Below are 20,699 nucleotides of genomic sequence, written 5' to 3'. Positions count from 1 at the left end.
GAGGTGTCGTCGGCGGACCAGCGCACGGTCGGCGCTAAAATGGCGGCCCGCCGCTACGTAGCCATCCATGTCCAAAATCGAAACCCTCACCCGCAAGCAGGCCGTCCGCGATTACGAAGGCTATGCCTGCATCGGTCTGTCGAATCCGAAGAACCCGTCCAACGTGGGTGAGGTGATGCGCGCGGCCGGTTGCTACGGCGTGCACTCGGTCTTCTACACCGGCAAGCGCTACGAGCATGCGCGCGAGTTCCGTACCGACACCAAGCAGGTCCATCTGCAGATCCCGCTGATCGGCGTGGAGGATCTGCAGGGCATCATTCCGCTCGGTTGTGTGCCGGTCGCGATCGAGATTCACGCCAACGCGCAGCCGCTGACGCAGTACAAGCACCCGGAGCGGGCCTTCTACATCTTCGGGCCGGAGGACGGCAGCCTGAAGGACAACGTCACCTCATGGTGCCGCGACATCGTCTATGTGCCGACCAACGGTTGCATGAACCTCGCCGCGACGGTGAACGTGGTGCTCTACGACCGCATGCTGAAGCGCTCCCTGGCGGATTGAGCACGGCACTGCTTGCGTGCTGGTTGTCGGCCGGCGTGGCGTGAGCTAGCGTGAGATGACTGCGCCAGTGGGGGTTCGCTATGTTCGGCAGACTGATCTTCCGGCAACTCTTCGACGCCGCGTCGTCGACCTACACCTATCTGTTGGCGGATCCGCAGACGCGTGAAGCGGTCTTGATCGACACCGTCTTCGAGCAGCATCTGCGCGACCTCGCCTTGGTCGAGGAACTCGGCCTCAAGCTCGTTGCGGTACTCGATACGCACTGCCATGCCGACCATGTTACGGGCGCGTGGCTGATGCAGGCGGCGACCGGTTGCCGCATCGGGGTGTCGAAGCGTTACGGCGATGCGATGCAGGGGGCGGACCTGCTGCTCGACCACGGCGACCGCGTGGCCTTCGGGCAGCGCCACCTCGATGTTCGCGCCACACCGGGGCACACCGACGGTTGCCTGTGTTTCGTCAGCGACGACCAAGGCATGGCGTTCACCGGCGACAGTCTGCTGATTCGTGGCGCCGGGCGTTGCGACTTCCAGCAGGGCAGTGCGCACACCCTGTTCCGCTCGATCACCGAGCAGATCTTCAGCCTGCCCGACGAATGCCTGATCTACCCTGCGCATGATTACAACGGCCGAACCATGTCCTCGGTGGCCGAGGAGCGGCGCCACAATCCGCGCATTGGCGGGCAGGCGGACGAGCGCGACTTTGTCGGTTTCATGGAAAACCTCAACCTGCCGCATCCGAAACAGCTTGCTGTAGCCGTGCCGGCCAACCTGCGATCGGGTCGGCCCGAAGATGGGCGGGTACCACGTCCGGCGGACTGGGGCCCGGTGCGCCAGAGCTATGCGGGCTTGCTCGAGATCGAGCCCGAATGGGTGGCCGAGCATCTGGACGAGGTGCAGGTGCTCGATGTGCGGCTGCGCGACGAAATGGACGAGCGGCTGGGGTGCATCGCCGGTGCGCGGCTGATCCCCCTGAACGAATTGCGCGACCGTCTGGCCGCGGTGGCGACCGATCGCCCGGTGATCGCGGTGTGCCATGCGGGCATGCGCTCCGGCCAGGCCAGCGTGATCCTGCGTCAGGCGGGCCTCACCCGCGTCGCGAACATGCGCGGCGGCATGCTGCAGTGGCATCAGCTGGGCTTGCCGGTGGAACGCGGCGCGCTGCGAGCGAGCCAGCCAACATCTTGATGCAATTCCCGGTGTCCTGACACCTTCCGCGCAGGGTGATGGCGGCAGACTTGGCGCTGCCGATTCACCCGATCCATGCCGAGAGGACACCATGAAGAACTGGCTGAAGCAGAACCGCGGTTTCGTGATCTTCCTTGTTTGCCTGGGCCTGTTCCGAACCGCGATGGCGGACTGGAACCCGGTGCCGACCGGCTCGATGCGCCCGACCATTCTGGAAGGCGATGTCGTGCTGGTGAACCGGCTTGCCTACGATGTGAAACTGCCGCTGACCAATATCACCTTGGGCCGCCTTGGCGACCCGCAGCGCGGCGACATCGTCACCTTCAACTCGCCGAAGGACGGCTCGCGCCTCATCAAGCGGCTGGTGGCCTTACCCGGCGACGTCGTCGCGATGCGCGACGATGTGCTCTACATCAACGGCCAGGCCGCCCGTTACAGCGATCTGACGCCGGCTGCCGAGCAACTCGGCACGGGCATCACGGTGCCGGCCTTGCGCGCCACTGAAACCGTCGCCGGCCAGCAGCGCACCGTGCAATTTCTCGATCGTGTCGGCGCGAAGCGCAGTTTCGGGCCACTCGTCGTGCCGCCCGAGCACTACTTCATGCTCGGCGATAACCGCGACAACAGTGAGGATTCCCGCTACATCGGCGTCGTGCCGCGCGATCGCATCATCGGCCGCGCCAACCACATCCTGGTGTCGGCCGATATCACCGACCATTGGCAGCCGCGGCCGGGGCGATTCGCCAGCGCGCTCAACTAAGCCGTGCCCGCTGTAGGCACGGAACCATCTGCATGGTCGATGCGTCTATCTGATCGTTAGCCGGGCAAACCAGCCGCCAGCGACGCTGGCTGGTATGCCCACTTCGCCGCCGCGTTCTGCGGCGCGGAGCCAGGCTGGGGGCAGGCCCACAAGGTAGGCCCCGTGGTTTCCCCATCAGGAGTGCATCACCATGATTGCCCCAGAGCCAACTGTCACCCACCGTACCCCCGTCGGTCTGCAGGATCGCATCGCCTACGGCATCTGCAAATTCCTGCGATTCTTCGCCGACCTCTTCTTCGCCAACCGCTATGGCCATCGCGCGGTCGTGCTGGAAACCGTGGCCGCAGTTCCGGGCATGGTGGGCGGCACCTTGCAGCACCTGCGCGCGCTGCGACATATGTCTGACGACCACGGCTGGATCCGCACGCTGCTCGACGAGGCCGAGAACGAGCGGATGCACCTGATGACCTTCATCCAGATCGCGAAGCCCTCCGGCTTCGAGCGTTTCCTGATCCTGCTGGCGCAGGGCGCCTTCTACAACTTCTTCTTCGTGCTCTATCTCGTTTCGCCGAAGACCGCGCATCGCATGGTCGGCTACTTCGAGGAAGAGGCGGTCTATAGCTACACCGAGTATCTGGCGGGCGTGGATAGCGGCCGCTACGAGAATGTCGCTGCGCCGCAGATCGCGATCGACTACTGGAAGTTGCCGGCCAACGCGCGCCTTCGCGACGTGATCCTGGCGGTGCGTCAGGATGAAGCGGGCCACCGCGATGTGAACCACGACTTCGCCGACGCACTGCGCACGCCGCAAACGCAAGTCGTAGGCTGAGCCCCCGCGTTCCGGTCACACAAAGCAGAACGGCCGGCGTGGAACCTGGGTTCCATGCCGGCCGTCTTTCTTTTGTCGCCCTCGCGGGTAGGCGCGGGCTGCTGGTGCTTTACAGCTGCGACCTGAAGTAGCGGAATGAATGGACGAAGGCGTCGCGCACCTTCTCCATTTCAGTGACGATGTTGTCCCAGGATTCTTCGCCTGCCGTCTTCAGCTCATCCAGCTTGGCGACGGCCAGCTTGGACTGTTGGCGCATCTTGACCAGCTCTTCCTTGTATTTGTCGCGCGCGTCTTCGCGGGCGGCCTGTGCCTTCGCTTCCAACTGATTCATGTTGGCATTCATTTCGTCGAGCTGGTGCTTCACTGTTTCGATGTATTCGTCGCGTTTGGACATGACACGTTTTCCTTGCCGAGTGGAAAGGCCTTGCGGCCGGGGCGCCGGTGTCGCGCAGGGCATCCGCCGCCAGATTGTTCTGACGCAGGCATCGTAGGCCGAGGAGGCGGCACGGGTCTGTTCGCTGGCGTACGCAGACGGCTACCGCGCGGTCGTGCAAGCGCCGAGCGCAGCCTGTGGGTCAACGCCCGAACAGCAGCGCAAGCAGCACGACGTTGGCGAGCAGCGATGCGGCCGCCAGCAGTTTGAGCGCGAGTTGCGGATCGCGTTGTGCGAGCGGGCGGCGACGTGGCACCTGCAGCGGGCGGTGAGCGCCGCGTTCGAGCGCGAGCAGGCATTCCTCGGCGGTTTCGAAGCGCTGCGCCGGGTCGCGCGCGCAGGCCTTGAGCAGGATCGATTCGAGCCACTCCGGGGTGTCCGGCCGGTAGCGCGTGGCGGGGACCGGGTCGCCGAATCGGGGGCGCTGGAAGGGTTCGACTTCCCCGTAGGGGTACTTGCGCGTCAACAATTCGTACAAGGTCACGCCGGCGGCGTAGAGGTCGGTGGCCTCGCTCGCTCGGCCGTCGCCGAACAGCTCCGGCGCCATGTAGGAGGGCGTGCCGGGATTGTTGATCTCGTTGAACAGTTCGTCGTGCCCATCGGATGCTGCAACGCCCAGGTCCAGCAGCCGCAGGCGGCCGTCGTGACCCAGGTGCAGGTTGGCGGGCTTCACATCGCGATGGATGACCGCCAGCCGGTGCAGCGCGCCGAGCGCCTTCATCAAGCGCTGGCCGAGATCGGCGACTTCCACCGCCGTGAAGCGGTGCCCGCGCGCCAGCCGTTGCGCGAGCGTTTCGCCCTCGTGCCAGCTCATCAGGTAGTACAGGTGGCTGCGTTGCGGCCACTCGAGCACCTGCGGGAAGGCGGCGTCGGTCACGCGCCGTGCGAGCCATTCCTCATGCGCCAGCGCGGCGGTGTCCTGTGCGTCGGCATCCGGCCTCAGTGTCTTGAGCACCGCGAGCGTGCCGTCGGCGGCGCGCACGCGGTAGAGCATCGTGATGCGCGATTCGTGCAGCACGTCTTCCACCGTCAGGCCGTCGATCTGCTGACCCGGTTTCATCACCGGGGGTAGCGGCAAGGCGCGGATACGCGACAGCGCATCGCGCAGTGTGTCGCGCGGCAGCACATCCAATTGCAGTACCAACGCACTGCAATTGTCCTGGCTGCCACTGTCGACCGCACTGTCAGCGAGCGCGAAGGCGGCCTCCTGCGGGTCGTCGTATTTCTCCAGAATTGCCAGCAGGCGGGCCTCGTTGAGCGTGCCCCACACGCCGTCGCAACAGATCAGGAAGCGGTCGCCCACTGCGAGTTCGCCTTCGGCGTAGTCCACCGCCAGGTGCCGATCGAGCCCCACCGCGCGCGACAGCACGGTGGAGAGCTCCGGGTGTTCCCACACATGGTCGACCGTCAGCCGCTTCAGCGCGCCGTCGCGCAGCAGGTACAGCCGCGTGTCGCCCACATGTGCGCTGATCCAGCGGCGGCCGCGCAGGACCACCGCAGTGAGTGTGGTGGCCATGCCGGCGGCCTCGCCACGCTTGGCGGACTGCGATACCAGCCAGCGGTTGGCGGCGCCGATCACCTTGTCGAGCGCCTTGGGTACCGCCCAGGTATCGGGTGTCGCGTAGTAGTCGCAGAGCAGGCTGCGCACGGTGAATTCCGCGGCTTCCCGCCCGTCCGCATGGCCGCCGACGCCGTCCGCCAGTGCGGCGAGCAGGCCCTTGTTATCGAGCTCGGCGCCTTCCGGCGTGACCGCGCCGACAAAGTCCTCGTTGCGGGCACGCGGGCCGGTGAGCGAAGCATGACCCAGGCGGACAGACAGGCTCACGGCTGCTCCACAGATGAAAAATGGGGTGCCACGATCGTAGCACCCCGAAAAACCGGCCCTGTTAGGGCCGGGGCAGTTTTGGGCATGACCCCTGCGCTCAGATCCGCGCTGCGGTGAGGTGCGCCGCACCCCAGGTGGTACGCCAGCGGGTCTTCACGCCGGTGAGGCCGGCCAGGGCGAGCAGCGCGAGGCCGGCGAAGATCAGGAAACCCATCTGATAGGAGCCAGTGATCTGCTTGGCGTAGCCGAGGCTGGAGGCAAGGTAGAAGCCGCCGACACCGCCGGCCATGCCGACGAGGCCGGTCATCACGCCGATCTCCTTGCGGAAGCGCTGCGGCACCAGCTGGAACACTGCGCCGTTGCCCATGCCCAGCGCCAGCATTGCACCGACGAACACCGCTGCAGCACTCCAGACCGTCGGCATGCCGAAGCTGACGATGGTGAGGAACAGCGCCGCGAGCGCGTACATCACCGTGAGGCTCTTGATGCCGCCGATGCGGTCCGCCACGTTGCCGCCGATCGGCCGAACCAGCGAGCCCGCGAATACGCAGCCCGCAGTGAAGAAGCCCGCCATCTTCGGATCCAGCCCGTACTGTGCGTTGAAGTAGATCGTCAGCGACGAGGCAAGGCCGGAGAATCCGCCGAAAGTGACCGAATAGAAGAACATGAACCACCAGGCGTCACGGTCCTTCAGCACGGCGAGGTAGTCCGTCAGCGGTTTCGGCGGCGGGCAGTTCGGCGCGTCCTTCGCCACCGCGAGGTAGAACAGGAACACGATTGACAGCGGGATCAGCACCAGCCCGAACACGTTGGTCCAACCGTAGGCCATCGCGAGGCTGGGCGCGAACAGCGCGGCCAGCACGGTGCCGGAGTTGCCGGCGCCCGCGATGCCCAACGCGGTGCCCTGGTGCTCCGGCGGATACCAGCGCGAGGCCAGCGGCAGCGCTACGGCGAAGGAGGCACCGGCGACACCGAGGAAGCCGGCGAGGATCAGCACTTCGTGGTAGCTCGTGATGCCGTGCTGCCATGCGAAGAACAGTGCGCCCATCACGACAACCTGACCGATCGCGCCGGCCATCTTGGGCTTGAGTTGGTCCACCAGCACGCCCATCACGATGCGCAGGAAGGCGCCGGTCAGGAGCGGTGTGGCGACCATCAGACCTTTCTGCGCAGGCGTGAGCGCGAGGTCCTTGGCGATCTGCACACCGAGCGGGCCGAGCAGCACCCACACCATGAAGGCGAGGTCGAAGTACAGGAAGGCGGCGAGCAGCGTGGGCGTGTGGCCGGCCTTGAGGAATGCGGTCTTGTTCATCGTTTCAGCCCAGTTGGGTATAGAGCGCGGTGAGTTTGTCCATCGCGTCCAGAATGTTTTCGGAGGTGGTCGCGACGTTCTGGTCGTGCTCGCGTGAGTTGCCGGCTTGCGAAATCGCCTCGTCGAAGAACTGCCACTGCGTGTCCGCAAGCGCGAGCCAGTTGCGCACCTCGGCGCTGTTCTGCGGTGCGGCCTTCAATTGCGTAAAAGCGGCGATGAAATCGGCACGCGACTTCTTCAGGGCGGCGGTGGTCTCGGGCGCATTGAGGCCGGCGCGTTCGAAGAAGTAGAACTTCGCCATGCGCTGCGAGAGCATCCGCTGCCGGCCGGAGAGGTTCACCAACGTGCCGATCGGCGTCGCCTGCAGCTTTTCAAGCTGCTGCGTGCCCTCATGCGCGGTGGCGAGCACCTGCTCGTTGAGCTTGGCGACGGTGGCGAGGCCTGCGGCGTTCGGTACGGCGGTGACGGCCGCGCGGTAGCTGCCCCAAAGCGCGGCGAGCTTTTCGTAGGTGGCGGCCGCCTCGGCACGATCCTTGGCCGCGGTGAAGCGGCGCAGGTTCGCGAGTTGCTCATCGAAGCGGGTGGCCGACGCTGCGAGCAACTGCTGCGCTTGATCCACCTTCACGCCGAGCAGTTGCTGTGCGTAGCACTTGGCCATGCGCTGCGACAGCATGCGCTGGCGCCCAGCCTGGTTGATGGCTTCGAGCATCGAGAGGCCGCTGTCCTTCGGGGGGGCGGCCATCGCGTTCGACAGGAGGGCGGCCGGCGCGAGGCTGGCCGCGGCGATGATCAAGTGGCGACGCGTGCGATCCATGTGCCGTGTCTCCGCTTTCGATCAGGCGTTGAGCCAGACCACGCCGTCTTCGAGTTTGGCGGCGAAGGGGCGGGTGCAGCCCACATCGGGCGCTACCGCTTCACCACTGTCGAGCCCGATCTTCCAGCTGTGCAGCGGGCAGGTGACCGTCTTGCCATGCACGATGCCCTGCGACAGCGGGCCGCCCTTGTGCGGGCACTTGTCGTGCAGCGCGAAGACTTCGTCGTCCGAGGTGCGGAAGATCGCGATGTCGCCGTGCTTCGTGCCGCGCACCACGCGCGAGCCGAGCACCGGGATTTCGTCGAGCGTGCACACACGCTTCCAGTCGATTGCTGTGTCCATGACGGCTGTACTCATGAATGAAGATCCTCTCTGGCGCCGCGGCCCGTGGGGCGCGCGGCGCGGTGCATTCGGGTGGGGACGGGCGCAGGCCTAGTCGGCTGCGTCGTCGCCTTCAAACCAGTCTTCCCATTCGCTCATGGCGGCTCTCCTTACGCGACGACGGCAATCGGGATGTAGGGGCGCTTGAGCGCACCCTCGGTACGTTCCTGCCACGGGTCCTTGTAACCCTGCAGGGCAAACAGCAGGCGCTCATGCAGCGCGCGGCGGTTGGCGGCGTCTTCGACGACCTTGCTCTTGACGTAATCCAGCCCCACGCGCTGCACGTAGTGCACCGTGCGCTCGAGGTAGTAGCCCTCTTCGCGGTAGAGCTGCAGGAAGGCGCCGGAGTACTCCATCACCTCCTCGTCGGTCTTCACCTTGGCGAAGAACTCGGCCACCTCGGTCTTGATGCCGCCGTTGCCGGCGACGTAGAGCTCGTAGCCGGAATCCACACCGATCACGCCGACGTCCTTGATGCCTGCTTCGGCGCAGTTGCGCGGGCAGCCGGAGACGGCGAGCTTCACCTTGTGCGGGCTCCACATGCCGAACAGCATCTTCTCCAGCTTGACGCCCATGCTCATCGAGAGCTGCGTGCCGAAGCGGCAGTGCTCGGCGCCGACACAGGTTTTCACGGTGCGGATCGACTTGCCGTAGGCGTGGCCGGAGACCATGCCGGCCTTGGCGAAGTCCGCCCACATCAGCGGCAGGTCTTCCTTCTTCACGCCGAGCAGGTCGATACGCTGGCCGCCGGTGACCTTCACCGTGGGCACCTTGTACTTGTCGGCGGCGTCCGCGATCGCGCGCAGTTCGTCCGGCGTGGTGATGCCACCCAGCATCCGTGGCACGACCGAGTAGGTGCCGTCCTTCTGGATGTTGGCGTGAGCGCGTTCGTTGATGAAGCGGCTCTGCGGGTCGTCCTGGGCCTCATGCGGCCAGGTCGAGATCAGGTAGTAGTTCAGCGCCGGGCGGCAGCTTGCGCAGCCGTTCGGTGTCTTCCACTCCATGAAGTGCATCGCCTGCGGAATCGTCAGCAGCTTGTTGTCGCGGATCGCCTTGCGCACTTCGCCGTGAGACAGATCGGTACAGCCGCATACCGCCTTGTTGTTCGAGTCGGCCGGCGTGTAGGCGCCACCGACGGTGGAGGCCAGGATCTGCTCGACCAGGCCGGTGCAGGAGCCGCAGGAGCTCGATGCCTTGGTGTGCTTGCGCACTTCGTCCAGCGTGAAGAGGCCCTGCGTCTTGATCGCCTTGACGATGGTGCCCTTGCACACGCCGTTGCAGCCGCACACCTCCGCCGTGTCCGGCAGGCTCGCGGCGCTGTTGGCGCCCTTGTGGCCCACGTCACCCAGGTGCGATTTGCCGAACAGCAGGTGGTCGCGGATGTCATGCACATCCTGCGCATCCTTCATCAGCTGGAAGTACCAGGCGCCGTCGGCGGTATCGCCGTACATCACCGCGCCGACAATCCTGTTCTCCTTGATCACCACCTTCTTGTAGATGCCCATGCCGGGGTCGTGCAGCACGATGTCCTCGGTGCCTTCGCCGCCCATGAAGTCGCCGGCCGAGAACAGGTCGATGCCGGTGACCTTCAGCTTGGTGGAGGTCACTGAGCCCTGATAGCGGCCGATGCCGAACATCGCGAGGTGGTTCGCGCAGACCTTGGCCTGCTCGAACAGCGGTGCGACGAGGCCGTAGGCGGTACCGCGGTGGTTCGCGCATTCGCCCACCGCATAGATGCGTGGGTCGTAGGTCTGCAGCGTGTCGTTGACGACGATGCCGCGGTTGCAGTGCAGGCCCGCCTTCTCGGCCAGCGCGGTATTCGGGCGGATGCCGGCGGCCATCACGACCAGATCGGCCGGGATCGTCTCGCCATCCTTGAACTTCACCGCCGCGACACGGCCCGACTCCCCGGCGATCAGCTCGGCCGTGCTGGCGGCAAGGCGGAACTGCATGTTCTTCGCCTCCAGCGCTTTCTGCAGCATGCGCGCCGAGGTCGGGTCCATCTGGCGTTCCATGATCCATTCGCCGATGTGCACCACGGTCACGTCCATGCCGCGTAGCGCGAGGCCGTTGGCCGCCTCCAGGCCGAGCAGGCCGGCGCCGATCACCACCGCGTGCTTGTGTTTCGCCGCGGCGTCGATCATCTCGTCGGTGTCCTTGATGTCGCGATACGCGATCACGCCCGGCAGATCCTTGCCCGGCACCGGCAGGATGAAGGGCGTCGAGCCGGTTGCGAGCAGCAGGCGGTCGTACTCGGCTTCGGTGCCGTCGTCCGCGATCACCTTGCGGTTGATGCGATCGATGGTGGCGACGGTCTTGCCGGCATGCAGGCTGATGCCGTTGTCGCGGTACCAGTCCCAGTCGTTGAGGATGATGTCCTGCACGGTCATCTCGCCGGCGAGCACCGGCGAGAGCAGGATGCGGTTGTAGTTCGGGTGCGGCTCGGCCCCGAACACGGTGATGTCGTACATGTCCGGTGCGAGCTTGATCAGCTCTTCGAGCGTGCGGCAGCCGGCCATGCCGTTGCCCACCATCACCAGTTTGAGTTTGCGCATGTTGCATCCCTCGACGAAACGCGCACGGCCAGCGGCCATGCAGAAAAGTGTTTGCGTTCGTGGGGATCTACGCTGATCCGTGCGGCGGCCGTCGTTGGCCGCGCTTGCCACCCGGAAGGCCATCGTGGCCCTGCGGTGGATCATCGCGAAACTGCAGCGGCGGCCTTCGGTGGCGCCCGGCATGCAGCGGATGATCCGGTCGGTACTTCCCTAGCAATGCGCGTGCCTGACGCACGGCGCCCGCCGGATCGGGCTTTCCGTCCAGCCAACGGAATGTCGGCGGGCCGCCACGGCGCACTTGCGGTGCGCTGTGGTCGATTGTGGTGCAGCGCGGTTGCGGCGATCAGCGCGGGGGATCTGCGACAAATCCGGGAAAGGCCTGCGGCGTCGTTGGCGTGACATACGCGCGCCGAATCACGCCGGCGGCAAGCAGGTTGGCGTAGCTGTCGTAGCGGATCTGCACGATCTCGTCGGGTGTGCTGCGCGCGCGTACGAACTCGGTGTAGCTGCTCGGTGCGTATTCACGCTCACCGTGTCCGGTGCCGAGGCGTTCGGCCTTTTGCGCGCCCATGTCGCTCGCCGCTGGGGCGGCGGATTCGGCACTGCGGGCGGCTGCGGAGGGCATCGCCAGCGGCGGTGGCGCGACGCGCTCGCGGAACACGGCCGCACCGATTACGCCCACGTTGTCCGGGCGGCCGGTGCGGGCTGCGTACGATTCCGGCATGGCCGAGAAATAGAACGCCGCCGTCTCGGCCATGTTCTTTCGCCAGCCGGCAATTTCCGCGCTTGCCCAGGGTTCCAGCACATAGCCGGTCTGGGTGACTGCGGCGGTCTCGCCGCTGACGGCGTTGAGGCCATCGACCGACAGTACGACCAGCACCCGGTTGCCGCTTTGATTGGTCAAGCGTAGCGCATAGCGCTGGCCGGGCGTGCCGGCAACGTAGCGCACGCCGCGGTGAGTGTGGGTCTGGATCGGTGTGGCCCGCTCGCGGTCGATGACTTCAAGTTCGACCAGCGAAGCAGTGGCGCTGTGGCACCCGAGAAGGGCCCACAGCAACAGGGTGGCGGTGAGGCGTGGGATGGTCATGATGCAGCTCCGGTGGGTGGTGACACCCACTTGAACGGGGCTGCATCGGAATTCGGGTTAGCGCGTGTGCTGCGCTCGCGTCAGTTTGCGAAGCGGCTGCGTTCGCGGCGCTGCAGCAGCACCGTCAGCGCCATCACGAAGATGGCGGCAAACCACAGGCCTGCCCAGTTCGCGATCGACAAACCGAGGAAGGTCCAGTCCACCTTGGCGCAGTCGCCGCTGCCCTGGAAGATCATCGGCAGTGCCTGCCCGAGCGGGAAACTGTTCATCATGAACTCGAGATCCGGCCCGCACTCCACATACTTGGGCGGAAACCATTGCAGCCAACTCTGCCGCGCGGCAATGCCGAAGCCGGTCGCAGCGGCGAGCCCGATCAAGCCGGCATACAGCTGCCCGCCACGGCCACGTGGGTTATGCAGCGCGGCGATGAGCGCGAACAGCCCGACCACGACAAAGGCGTAGCGCTGCATGATGCACATCGGGCACGGCGCCACGTGTTTGAGCGTTTGCAGCACCAGACCGGTGCCGAGCAGGCCGAAGCAGAGGAGCGCGATAGCGGAAAAGCGCTGGCGTTGCGAGAAGCGGGTGATCATGGCGGGGGTGGTTTGTACGGTTTGGCCGAAGCAAACCGTGGATTGTACGACGCCTTGCGCAACGGCGCGGATTTGTCATATTCGGCAAATCCGCGCCGTTGTGGGGGCGTGTCGGGCCTGGCGACGGGGTCGCCGAGTGACCGGCTCAGGTCAGGCCGATGCCTACTGCGACCATGGCGCGCGCGTGCATCAGGTCGCGTGCATGGCCGGTGGCATACAGGCAGGCCGCCAACTGGTTCGATAGCGGCGTCGGCGTTGCGCGCCGGCCTTCCATGATCTCCCGGATCAACTGCGCAACCGCGTCCGGATCGTTCGGGTCGCAGCGCAGCGGCAGCGGTGCCCAGCCTGTCGGCTCCTCGTCGTAAAGCACGTTGGCTTCACCGTGCCGCAGCCAGGCGATGCGGGGGCGGCGCTCGGCGCTGGCGCAGGACTCTCCGTCCGGCGCGTGCATCAGCATCGCCTCGGCGCCCATATCGAGCAGCAGGTCGTGTAGCGACGAGATCGCTTCGGGCTGGCTGGCGCAGATCAGGCGCAGGCTGTGGTCCGGCATCGGATCGATCAGCTTGGCGACCAGGTGGCCGACGTGGCGGGCGCCCAGCTCGTCCCGCAGCAACAGCAGCGCGTCGAGTTCCGGCGCGAGCAGGCGGGTCGGCACGACCGCGAGGTTGTGCAGCGCAAGCGATTCGGCCGCTTCGGCGAGCGTGGTGGCATGCGGCCGCCCGAGCCTTCGCAGCACATCGAAGCTGGGCGGCAGGCGCCCCTCGCCGAGCGAGCCATGAACCAGCACCGGCACGCCGGTTTGCGCGAGTCGCAAGGCGAGCGCGGGCATCAGGTTGGGCTGGCTGTGGCGGCTGGCGTAGGTCGGGATGATCGCGACGCGGCGCGAGCCATGCGGCGCCTGCATCGAAATCGTGTGTTCGCCGAGTGCCTCGGCGAAACCGAGCAGTTCGTCGATCGTTTCGCCCTTCCAGCGCAGCGCCATCAAGAGGGCGCCGAGCCGCACCGGCGACACGGTGCCGGACAGCATGCGTTTGAACAGGGCGTAGGCTTCGTCGCGTGCGAGGTCTTCGCACAGCGTTGGACCGCGCCCGATTTTCGTGAGCGCGTTGGCAACATCCATCACGCGAACCTCCAGGGGTAGAGAGTGCTTGGCGAGTGTTCTCGTTGTTGTCGATGCGGATTGCCGGGATCGCCGGCAGCCGCACCGGGGAACGGCGTCGTCCGGGGTAACCGTGCGACGCCGCGGCATGTCATTCGGGCTGCCCCATCGAGGCCAGCCGCTTGAGTTCGGGTACGCACGAGCCGCAGTTGGTGCCGCAGCGTGTGCGCGTCTGCAAGGCTTCGAGCGATTCGCCGGCCTTGAAGGCCGCAACGATGTCGCGCTCGGCTACGTCGAAACAGTTGCACACCACCTTGCCGCGCTGCTGCTGCCCGGCGGGCGGTTGCGTCAGCGGCGCCAGCAGCCACTTGCGCGCTTCGCCGGCCGGCGTGCCCTGGGCCATCATGTCCTGCAGCCAGCCGGCGGCTTTCGCTTCGCCGACCAGGCGCACGGCACTGAGCGTATCGCCATCGATGCGCGCGCGTTTGGTGATGTCGCGGCGCGTGTCGCGGTAGATCAGCGCGAGCGGATCGTCCAGCGTGGTGGCGGCATCCAGTGCAGCCATCGCCGCGTCTCGGGTCTCCGGCACACGGGCTTTCAGCACTACCACCGGCGCGTCGCGGCCCGCGAGTGTGAGGCTCGCGTAGCTGGCTTCCGGCATCTCGCGCTGCAGGGCGTCGCGCATGCGCGCCATCACCGCCATCGCACCATGCTCGGCATCGGCGTCCGCCTCGACACGACGCAGCGCCACGACCTCTCGCCCTTCGGCATATTTCTCGACCTGCACCGCCGCGTGCTTGAGCTCCGGCTGCTTCGAGTACGGGTCGAAGGCTGACACGGTGAGCACGTTCACGCCGTAGCCGCCCATCGTGTTTGCGCCCCAATGCATCGGCAGGAAGGCTTGGCCCGGCCGCACCGAATCGCTCGCGGCGACCTTCACGATCACCGCGCCGCGCCGGCTGGACACGCGAACCAGATCACCCTCGGCGAGCCCGCGGCGTTCCAGATCGGCCTGGTTCAGATGCAGCAGCGGTTCTGCCTCATGGGCGAACAGGCGCGCCAGCGTGCCGGTGCGGCTCATGCCGTGCCACTGATCGCGTAGCCGGCCGGTGGTCAGCGCGATCGGGTATTTGGCCGACACCGGTTCGGCGACGGGCAGGTGCTCGGCGGCGACAAACTTCGCGCGGCCGGATTCGGTGGGGAACACGCCGTCTTCATAGAGCCGTGTCTTGCCGCTGCCGGCGCCGCTCGGGAAGGGCCATTGTTGCGGACCCTCGGTTTCAAGCGTCGCGTACGACAGGCCGGTGATGTCCAGATCGCGGCCGCGTGTGGTCTCGCGATGTTCGTTCCAGATCGCCTCTTCGTCCGCATAGGGAAACAGGGCGTCGGTGAGCGGGTTGCCGAGTGCATGGCCGAGGCGGCGCGCGAAGTCGACAGCGATTGCCCAGTCATGGCGGGCTTCGCCCGGCGCCGCGACGGCAGGGCGTACGCGCGAGATGCGCCGCTCGGAGTTGGTTACGGTGCCGGTCTTCTCGCCCCAGGTGGTGGCGGGCAGCAGCAGGTCGGCGTAGGCGGCGGTTTCGGTCGTCGCATAGGCTTCCTGCACCACGACGAACTCGGCCTTGTCCAGCGCGCGGGCAATCTGCGCCGCGTCCGGCATCGACTGCGCGGGGTTCGTGCAGGCGATCCAGGCGGCCTTGATTTCACCCGATTCCAGCGCGCGAAACAGTTCGACGGCGCTCTTGCCGGGTGCGGCGGGCACGTCCGGCACGCCCCACAGGGCGGCGACTTCTGCGCGGTGCTGCGGGTTGGCCAGATCACGGTGTGCGGAGAGCAGGTTGGCAAGGCCGCCCACCTCCCGCCCGCCCATTGCGTTGGGCTGGCCAGTCAATGAAAAGGGGCCAGCGCCAGGCCGGCCCAAGTGCCCAGAGGCGAGGTGGAGGTTGATCAGCGCGGCATTGTTGTGGGTGCCGTGCGACGACTGGTTGAGGCCCTGGCAGTACATCGACAGGGTGGCTTTCGAGGTGGCGAACCATTGCGCGGCGCGCTCGATGTCCGCCGCCGGTACGCCGCAGATGCCCGCCGCCATTTGCGGCGTGTAGGCGCGCACGACCTTGCGCAGCGCATCGAAGCCCTCGGTGTGCGCGGCGATGTAGGCCTCGTCCACCCAACCTTCCCACAGCATCACATGCAGCATCGCGTTGTAGAGCGCGATGTCGGTGCCGGGCAGGATCGCCAGGTGCAGGTCGGCCGCCTCGGCGGTGTCGGTGCGGCGCGGATCGACCACGATCAGCTTCATCGCCGGGTTGGCCTTGCGCGCGTCTTCGATGCGGCGGAACACGATCGGATGCGCGAATGCGGTGTTGCTGCCACTGATGAAGAGGCAGTCGGTGTGGTCGATGTCTTCGTAGCTGGCCGGCGGCGCGTCGGCGCCGAGCGTCTGCTTGTAGCCTGCCACCGCGCTGCTCATGCACAGGCGCGAGTTGGTATCGACGTTGTTGGTGCCGATCAGGCCCTTGGCCAGCTTGTTGAAGACGTAGTAGTCCTCGGTCAGCAGCTGGCCCGAAATGTAGAAGGCCACGGCGTCGGGGCCGTGCTCGCGGACGATTGCGGCAAAGCGTTCGGCCGCATGGTCCAGTGCGCCATCCCAACTGATGCGGCTGCGCGCTTCGTTGCGCGTGGCGCGCAGTTCCGGGTACAGGGCACGCGCAACGCGGGTGTTCGGCGCCGCCGTCAGGTGAAGGGTCGAGCCCTTCGTGCACAGGCGGCCGAAATTCGCTGGATGTTGGGGGTCGCCACGCACGCCGGTAATGACGCCTTCATCGTGTTCGATGATCACGCCGCAGCCGACGCCGCAATAGCAGCAGGTGGATTTTGTTTCAGCCATTTTTTCCTCGTCTCCGGGGACGGGTTAGCAATGCCTGTGCCATGACGGTGCGCGCCTTGCAGGCGGCGACTTCGACAGCCAGACTGAACGAAGCACGCCGGCTGCAGGCACCAGATTGATGCGGCGGGGCGCCGCCTTGGGGCGGATTCGGCATTGCTGCTTGAGCTGTTTCGTGATGCACCGCAATAGGGCGAAAGCGGGGGCTCAAGCCTTGCTTGGCGCTGCCGTAGTCCTGATGTCGTTCCGACCGGAGGAAAGCCATGCCAAGACGTAGGCTGTCGATACAGATGCTGCTGCTGATGCTGGCAGCGGCCGGCATCCTCGCGGTGTTGCTCAATGCCTTGCTCGCGCAAACGGGGGTGCGGCAAGTTGCCGGCGGCATCGACGCGATCCTGCGCACCCAGCAACAGGTATTGCGACAGACCGACGTCGACATGATGCACGACGCGATTCGCGGTGATGTGCTGCGCGCGCTGCTGGCGTCGAGCGGAGGTGGTGACGACAAGGCCGCGGTGCAGAAGGACTTCGCTGAGCACGCCAAGCGACTGCGCGAGAACTTCGATCGGAATCGACAGAGTCTGCCCGTCGACGCGCGTGCGGCCGCGGATGCGGCGGCGCCGGTGGTCGATCGCTATCTGAAGGCTGCGGAGGCACTGCTCGCCAACCCCTCGCCGCAGTCGGCGGAACTCGCCGGTTTTACCCAGGACTTTGAAGCGCTCGAGGGCAGCCTTGAGAAGCTCACCGACCTGATTGCGGCTGCCGCGGAGCAGGAGCGCGTCGCGGCAGCCGCCGCCGTGCAGGCCAGCGTGTGGCGTAGCGCCGCGGTAGGTGTGCTGGCGGCCATCGTGCTGATCGCCACCGCATTGTTCGTCTATCGGCGCATAGGCCCGCCCTTGCGCCGCGTGGCCCGCGAGGCCGCTGCGATTGCAGCATCCGGCGATCTTTCGAGGCGTATCGACGGCGCCGTGGGGGACGAAATCGGCGATGCGATCGCGGCCTTCGATCGCCTGCTCGCGGTGCAGCAGGGCGTGGTGCGCGATGCCCTGCTCGCGACGCAGGAGACCGCGTCGGCGGTGGAGGCGTTGCAGGCGGTGGGGGCTTCGGTACGAGAGGAGGCTGGCTCGCAACAGCTCATGGCCGAACGCGCGAGCAGCGACTTCGCCGCGGTACGCGACAACATCGCCACCGTCGCCTTGAGTGCAGGGCAGGCGCTGGACCGCGCACGTGTGTCGGGTGAATGCGCGCGCGATGGTGCGCAGCAGGTGCGCGAGGTGGCGGGCGACATCCGGGCGATTGCTGAGTCGGTACATGAAACAGCTCGTGTGGTGTCCTCACTCTCTGACGAGGCGGTGCAGATCGCCACCGTTGTGGGCGAGATCAAGGCGATCGCGGATCAGACCAACCTTCTCGCGCTCAACGCCGCGATCGAAGCGGCGCGCGCTGGCGAGCAGGGGCGTGGTTTTGCGGTGGTGGCCGACGAGGTGCGCAAGTTGGCCGAGCGCACTGCGCATTCGACCGAATTGATCGTAGGCACGGTGGGCCGTATCCGAAACACCATCGACACCGCGGTCGGCGCGATCGACCAGAGCGTGTCGGGCGTGCAGGCGAGTGTGGCGCGAGCCGAACAGGCGGGTGCCGCGGTGGATGAGATCCCGCGCGCAGCCGGTGAGGTGGAATGCGGCATGACGGGGATCCAGCAAGCGCTCGCCGAGCAGCAGGCCGCGACGCAGCGGCTCGATGCGCTGATCGGCGATATCGCTGCTGCGGCGGGGCGCAACGCAGCCAGCGCCGCACGTGCGGCTGCGCTGGCAGAGGATGCGGGTGGCGCAATGAGCCGGCTGGCCGGGTCGGTCGGGCGTTTCACCGTATAGGCGAATCGCCGCGATTTAGCGGCGGGGTCTGTTGCAAGCTGTTTTCCCCTGCAAGGGGCGCGCGCCACGCGCGTCCAGCGGTCTCCGGCGCGTGCTGCTTCAGGCCCGTGCCAGTTGGGCCAGCGCGCTGACCTGATCGAGGATCGGTTGTGGCACCGCTTGCGCGCCGTCGAGCATTGCGCGGATCTGCGCCGCATTGTCGGCCACCGCGCAGCCTTCGCCGGGCTCGCGCGTCGGATCGCCATCTTCTTGCTCGAACAGCACGCGCGCCGCACCATCGACATAACCCAGCAGGCGGGGCCGACGCCGCGGGTGCGCGTAGGCCTCACCCTCGGTCGCCCGCATCAGCAGCGCGCAGGCGTGTTCCCGGTCGAGCTGCTCGGCCATGCGCTCAAGGTATTCCGGATGGGTCACCGCGATCACGCGCACGCTGTGGCCGCGGCAGGGGTCCAGCAGCTTGGCAAGCGTGTGCCCGCTGTTGCGCAGGCCGACGCGGCGCCGCAGGGCGAGCAGCGCATCCAACCCGGGGCACAGTGTCGCGACCGGCAGGCACGCGAGGCGACGATCAGCCAGTTGGCGCGCCGCGTCGTCGGTGTCCGCCGCCGGGGTGATACCGAGGGCGCCCAACAGCTCGAAGGGGCTCACGCGGCTCTCGAAGTCGTGCCGCCCCTGGATCAGCACCGGCACGCCGTCGCGCGCGAGCAACAGCGCCACCAGCGGCATCAGGTTGGCCTGCTTGCGCCCGCCGTTGTAGGTCGGCAGCACCACGCAGCGCGGCCCGGCAGGCACCGCGACCTGTGCGGTGCGCGCGTCCATCGCGCGTTTGAAGCCAGCAAGCTCGTCGGCATCTTCGCCTTTGATCCGCATCGAAAGCAGGATCGCGCCAAGCTCGAGGTCGGGCACGCGCTGGTCTAGGATGTCGCCGAACAGGCTTTCGGCCTGCGCTTCGGTCATTGGCCGTGCGCCCTTGGCGCCTCGTCCGATTTCCTTGATGATCGGGGCGTATTGCATGGAGCGTATCTTTCGTTCCGTGGCTTGGATTTTCTCGCCGGCGGCGCACGCAAGCGCCATGCCGGTGGCGGCATTCTACGGAGGAATCATGAGAGTCGGATTTGTCGGTTTGGGGATCATGGGGCGGCCGATGGCGCTCAACCTGCTCAAGGGCGGGCATGAGGTGGCGGTATGGACCCGCCGCGCAGAGTCGATGCAGCCGCTCCTGATCGCCGGCGCCAAACCCGCCGAATCGCCCGCCGCGCTGGCGCGCGACTGCGACGTGGTGATCAGCATGGTGGCCGACGCGCCGGATGTTGAAGAGGTGGCGTTGGGCGCGCGTGGTGTCGCCGAAGGGGCGGAGGCCGCCAACCGGGTCGATCTGGTGTTCATCGACATGAGCACCATCGCGCCCTCTGCCGCGCGGTCGATCGCTGCCCGAATGGCCGAACGCGGCGTGACGATGCTTGACGCACCGGTGTCGGGCGGCGAGGTCGGTGCGATCGCCGGCAGCCTGACGATCATGGTCGGCGGCCATCAGGCCGCGTTCGAGCGGGCGCGGCCAGTGCTGGAAGGCATGGGCAAGACGGTTACCTGGATTGGCGAGAGCGGTGCCGGACAGGTGGCCAAGGCGTGCAACCAGATCCTTACCGGCGCGGGCGTGGCAATCGTGGCCGAGGCGCTGCATTTTGCGCGCGCCTCCGGCGTTGATCCGGCTCGGGTCCGCGAAGCGATGCTGGGCGGCTTTGCCTACAGCCGCATCCTGGAGAACCACGGCCAGCGCATGCTCGACCGCAACTTCAAGCCTGGCTTCAAGGCCTGGATGCATCAGAAAGACCTGCGCATCGTGCTCGACGAAGCGCACAAGATGGGTGTCTCGCTGCCCAACAGCGCGGCCACTGCGCAGATGCTCAACGGCGCGGTGGGCTGTGGCATGGGCGAGGACGATTCGATCTCGCTGTTGCGTCTGCTCGAAAAACTCTCGGGGCGGGAGTGATCATGCGTGCGATCGCCCGCCCGCTGGTCCTCGGCTGGCTGTTGCTCGCGGCCGGCTGCGCGATCATGGCGCTTGGCCTGCAGAAGCCTGAGGTCAGCGTCGAGGATGTATCGCTGCTGCCCGGCGGCGGCATGCTGCAGCAGCGCATGCATCTGACGCTGCGCGTCAGCAATCCGAACGAAAAGGACATCACCGTTGATGGAATGACCTTCGGTTTCGAGATCAATGGACAGAAGGTCGCCACCGGCATGACTGGCCAGTCCGTGGTGCTGCCACGCCTCGGTGAGACGACTGTCGGCGTGGACGTGTCGGCCTCGCTGATCGAATTGCTGGCCAAGCTACCCAAGGTGTTCGAGGGGGGCAAGGCTTTTGGCTACCGGGTGCACGGCGAAGTGCTGACGCGCGACTACGGTCGCCTGCCGTTCGACCGCAAGGGGGAACTGTCGCTCGACAAACTCGCCGAGAAGGCTGGCACCACCGCGCCGGCTGGCCAGCGCGGGCAGTTCTGAACCTTGACGCG

General features: G+C 66.6%; 18 protein-coding genes. 7 read left to right on the top strand and 11 right to left on the bottom strand.

Features of this window, described 5'->3' with window-relative positions; genetic code table 11:
* Positions 1-67: 67 nt before the first annotated feature.
* The 4 genes from JY500_RS16390 to JY500_RS16375 all read left to right on the top strand — a co-directional run bounded on the left by JY500_RS16390 (position 68) and on the right by JY500_RS16375 (position 3,335).
* Positions 68-559 carry an RNA methyltransferase gene (locus JY500_RS16390; RefSeq protein ID WP_172196992.1) on the top strand — a complete coding sequence of 164 codons (492 nt, stop codon included), beginning with the start codon at positions 68-70 and terminating at the stop codon, positions 557-559.
* 80 nt (positions 560-639) lie between these two features.
* Entirely contained in the window at positions 640-1,746 is a 1,107-nt protein-coding gene (locus JY500_RS16385) for an MBL fold metallo-hydrolase (protein WP_206253834.1), read from the top strand.
* Between the two features lie 91 nt (positions 1,747-1,837).
* Positions 1,838-2,506 (top strand): signal peptidase I, encoded by a 669-nt coding sequence (lepB, locus tag JY500_RS16380; RefSeq protein ID WP_206253833.1) that lies wholly within the window; start codon positions 1,838-1,840, stop codon positions 2,504-2,506.
* Between the two features lie 190 nt (positions 2,507-2,696).
* On the top strand, positions 2,697-3,335 hold the full coding sequence (locus tag JY500_RS16375; RefSeq protein ID WP_172196998.1) for an alternative oxidase: 639 nt from the start codon (positions 2,697-2,699) through the stop codon (positions 3,333-3,335).
* Between the two features lie 109 nt (positions 3,336-3,444).
* Here JY500_RS16375 and JY500_RS16370 read toward each other — a convergent pair whose 3' ends face one another.
* From JY500_RS16370 to JY500_RS16325, 10 genes are all read right to left on the bottom strand, one after another.
* Positions 3,445-3,729: a sll1863 family stress response protein gene (locus JY500_RS16370; protein ID WP_172197000.1), complete on the bottom strand. Its 285-nt coding sequence runs from the start codon at positions 3,727-3,729 to the stop codon at positions 3,445-3,447.
* A 181-nt stretch (positions 3,730-3,910) separates the two neighbouring features.
* Positions 3,911-5,593 (bottom strand): bifunctional protein-serine/threonine kinase/phosphatase, encoded by a 1,683-nt coding sequence (locus JY500_RS16365; RefSeq protein ID WP_206253832.1) that lies wholly within the window; start codon positions 5,591-5,593, stop codon positions 3,911-3,913.
* Between the two features lie 97 nt (positions 5,594-5,690).
* On the bottom strand, positions 5,691-6,905 hold the full coding sequence (locus JY500_RS16360; protein WP_172197004.1) for a nitrate/nitrite transporter: 1,215 nt from the start codon (positions 6,903-6,905) through the stop codon (positions 5,691-5,693).
* Positions 6,906-6,909: 4 nt separating this feature from the next.
* The gene (locus JY500_RS16355) at positions 6,910-7,719 is read right to left on the bottom strand and encodes a type IV pili methyl-accepting chemotaxis transducer N-terminal domain-containing protein (protein ID WP_206253831.1); all 810 of its coding nucleotides are present in this window, start codon (positions 7,717-7,719) and stop codon (positions 6,910-6,912) included.
* Positions 7,720-7,740: 21 nt separating this feature from the next.
* Positions 7,741-8,076 carry a nitrite reductase small subunit NirD gene (nirD, locus tag JY500_RS16350; protein WP_172197008.1) on the bottom strand — a complete coding sequence of 112 codons (336 nt, stop codon included), beginning with the start codon at positions 8,074-8,076 and terminating at the stop codon, positions 7,741-7,743.
* A gap of 134 nt (positions 8,077-8,210) precedes the next feature.
* Complete coding sequence (gene nirB / locus JY500_RS16345) at positions 8,211-10,655, bottom strand: nitrite reductase large subunit NirB (protein WP_206253830.1); 2,445 nt, start codon at positions 10,653-10,655, stop codon at positions 8,211-8,213.
* 343 nt (positions 10,656-10,998) lie between these two features.
* Entirely contained in the window at positions 10,999-11,742 is a 744-nt protein-coding gene (locus JY500_RS16340) for a hypothetical protein (RefSeq protein WP_206253829.1), read from the bottom strand.
* 80 nt (positions 11,743-11,822) lie between these two features.
* Positions 11,823-12,335 (bottom strand): disulfide bond formation protein B, encoded by a 513-nt coding sequence (locus tag JY500_RS16335; protein WP_172197012.1) that lies wholly within the window; start codon positions 12,333-12,335, stop codon positions 11,823-11,825.
* 145 nt (positions 12,336-12,480) lie between these two features.
* Positions 12,481-13,455 (bottom strand): DNA-binding protein YbiB, encoded by a 975-nt coding sequence (ybiB, locus tag JY500_RS16330; protein WP_172197014.1) that lies wholly within the window; start codon positions 13,453-13,455, stop codon positions 12,481-12,483.
* Between the two features lie 130 nt (positions 13,456-13,585).
* Positions 13,586-16,321, bottom strand: a complete 2,736-nt coding sequence (locus JY500_RS16325; RefSeq protein WP_206253828.1) for a nitrate reductase — start codon at positions 16,319-16,321, stop codon at positions 13,586-13,588.
* A 260-nt stretch (positions 16,322-16,581) separates the two neighbouring features.
* Between JY500_RS16325 and JY500_RS16320 the strand changes: the two genes are divergently transcribed.
* On the top strand, positions 16,582-18,192 hold the full coding sequence (locus tag JY500_RS16320; RefSeq protein WP_206253827.1) for a methyl-accepting chemotaxis protein: 1,611 nt from the start codon (positions 16,582-16,584) through the stop codon (positions 18,190-18,192).
* Positions 18,193-18,291: 99 nt separating this feature from the next.
* On the opposite strand, the gene ybiB (JY500_RS16315) is transcribed toward JY500_RS16320, so the two are convergent.
* Positions 18,292-19,203: a DNA-binding protein YbiB gene (gene ybiB, locus JY500_RS16315; protein WP_206253826.1), complete on the bottom strand. Its 912-nt coding sequence runs from the start codon at positions 19,201-19,203 to the stop codon at positions 18,292-18,294.
* An 88-nt stretch (positions 19,204-19,291) separates the two neighbouring features.
* On the opposite strand from ybiB (JY500_RS16315), the gene JY500_RS16310 reads away from it, so the two are divergent.
* Both JY500_RS16310 and JY500_RS16305 read left to right on the top strand, forming a co-directional pair.
* On the top strand, positions 19,292-20,179 hold the full coding sequence (locus tag JY500_RS16310) for an NAD(P)-dependent oxidoreductase (RefSeq protein ID WP_172197022.1): 888 nt from the start codon (positions 19,292-19,294) through the stop codon (positions 20,177-20,179).
* Between the two features lie 2 nt (positions 20,180-20,181).
* Positions 20,182-20,688 carry an LEA/WHy family protein gene (locus JY500_RS16305; RefSeq protein WP_206253825.1) on the top strand — a complete coding sequence of 169 codons (507 nt, stop codon included), beginning with the start codon at positions 20,182-20,184 and terminating at the stop codon, positions 20,686-20,688.
* The last annotated feature ends 11 nt before the right edge of the window (positions 20,689-20,699 follow it).

The sequence above is a fragment of the Niveibacterium microcysteis genome (assembly GCF_017161445.1).
In the GTDB taxonomy this organism is placed as follows: Bacteria; Pseudomonadota; Gammaproteobacteria; order Burkholderiales; family Rhodocyclaceae; genus Niveibacterium; species Niveibacterium microcysteis.
The sequence above is the reverse complement of the archived record's forward strand: the minus strand, read 5'-3'. Positions and strand labels throughout refer to the sequence as shown.

Coding starts and splice junctions, on each gene's coding strand:
- JY500_RS16385 (WP_206253834.1), top strand. CDS start 640: ATGTTCGGCAGACTGATCTTCCGGCAACTCTTCGACGCCGCGTCGTCG.
- JY500_RS16390 (WP_172196992.1), top strand. CDS start 68: ATGTCCAAAATCGAAACCCTCACCCGCAAGCAGGCCGTCCGCGATTAC.
- JY500_RS16320 (WP_206253827.1), top strand. CDS start 16,582: ATGCCAAGACGTAGGCTGTCGATACAGATGCTGCTGCTGATGCTGGCA.
- nirD (WP_172197008.1), bottom strand. CDS start 8,076: ATGAGTACAGCCGTCATGGACACAGCAATCGACTGGAAGCGTGTGTGC.
- nirB (WP_206253830.1), bottom strand. CDS start 10,655: ATGCGCAAACTCAAACTGGTGATGGTGGGCAACGGCATGGCCGGCTGC.
- JY500_RS16310 (WP_172197022.1), top strand. CDS start 19,292: ATGAGAGTCGGATTTGTCGGTTTGGGGATCATGGGGCGGCCGATGGCG.
- JY500_RS16335 (WP_172197012.1), bottom strand. CDS start 12,335: ATGATCACCCGCTTCTCGCAACGCCAGCGCTTTTCCGCTATCGCGCTC.
- JY500_RS16305 (WP_206253825.1), top strand. CDS start 20,182: ATGCGTGCGATCGCCCGCCCGCTGGTCCTCGGCTGGCTGTTGCTCGCG.
- JY500_RS16370 (WP_172197000.1), bottom strand. CDS start 3,729: ATGTCCAAACGCGACGAATACATCGAAACAGTGAAGCACCAGCTCGAC.
- JY500_RS16375 (WP_172196998.1), top strand. CDS start 2,697: ATGATTGCCCCAGAGCCAACTGTCACCCACCGTACCCCCGTCGGTCTG.
- ybiB (WP_172197014.1), bottom strand. CDS start 13,455: ATGGATGTTGCCAACGCGCTCACGAAAATCGGGCGCGGTCCAACGCTG.
- JY500_RS16340 (WP_206253829.1), bottom strand. CDS start 11,742: ATGACCATCCCACGCCTCACCGCCACCCTGTTGCTGTGGGCCCTTCTC.
- lepB (WP_206253833.1), top strand. CDS start 1,838: ATGAAGAACTGGCTGAAGCAGAACCGCGGTTTCGTGATCTTCCTTGTT.
- JY500_RS16355 (WP_206253831.1), bottom strand. CDS start 7,719: ATGGATCGCACGCGTCGCCACTTGATCATCGCCGCGGCCAGCCTCGCG.
- JY500_RS16325 (WP_206253828.1), bottom strand. CDS start 16,321: ATGGCTGAAACAAAATCCACCTGCTGCTATTGCGGCGTCGGCTGCGGC.
- ybiB (WP_206253826.1), bottom strand. CDS start 19,203: ATGCAATACGCCCCGATCATCAAGGAAATCGGACGAGGCGCCAAGGGC.
- JY500_RS16360 (WP_172197004.1), bottom strand. CDS start 6,905: ATGAACAAGACCGCATTCCTCAAGGCCGGCCACACGCCCACGCTGCTC.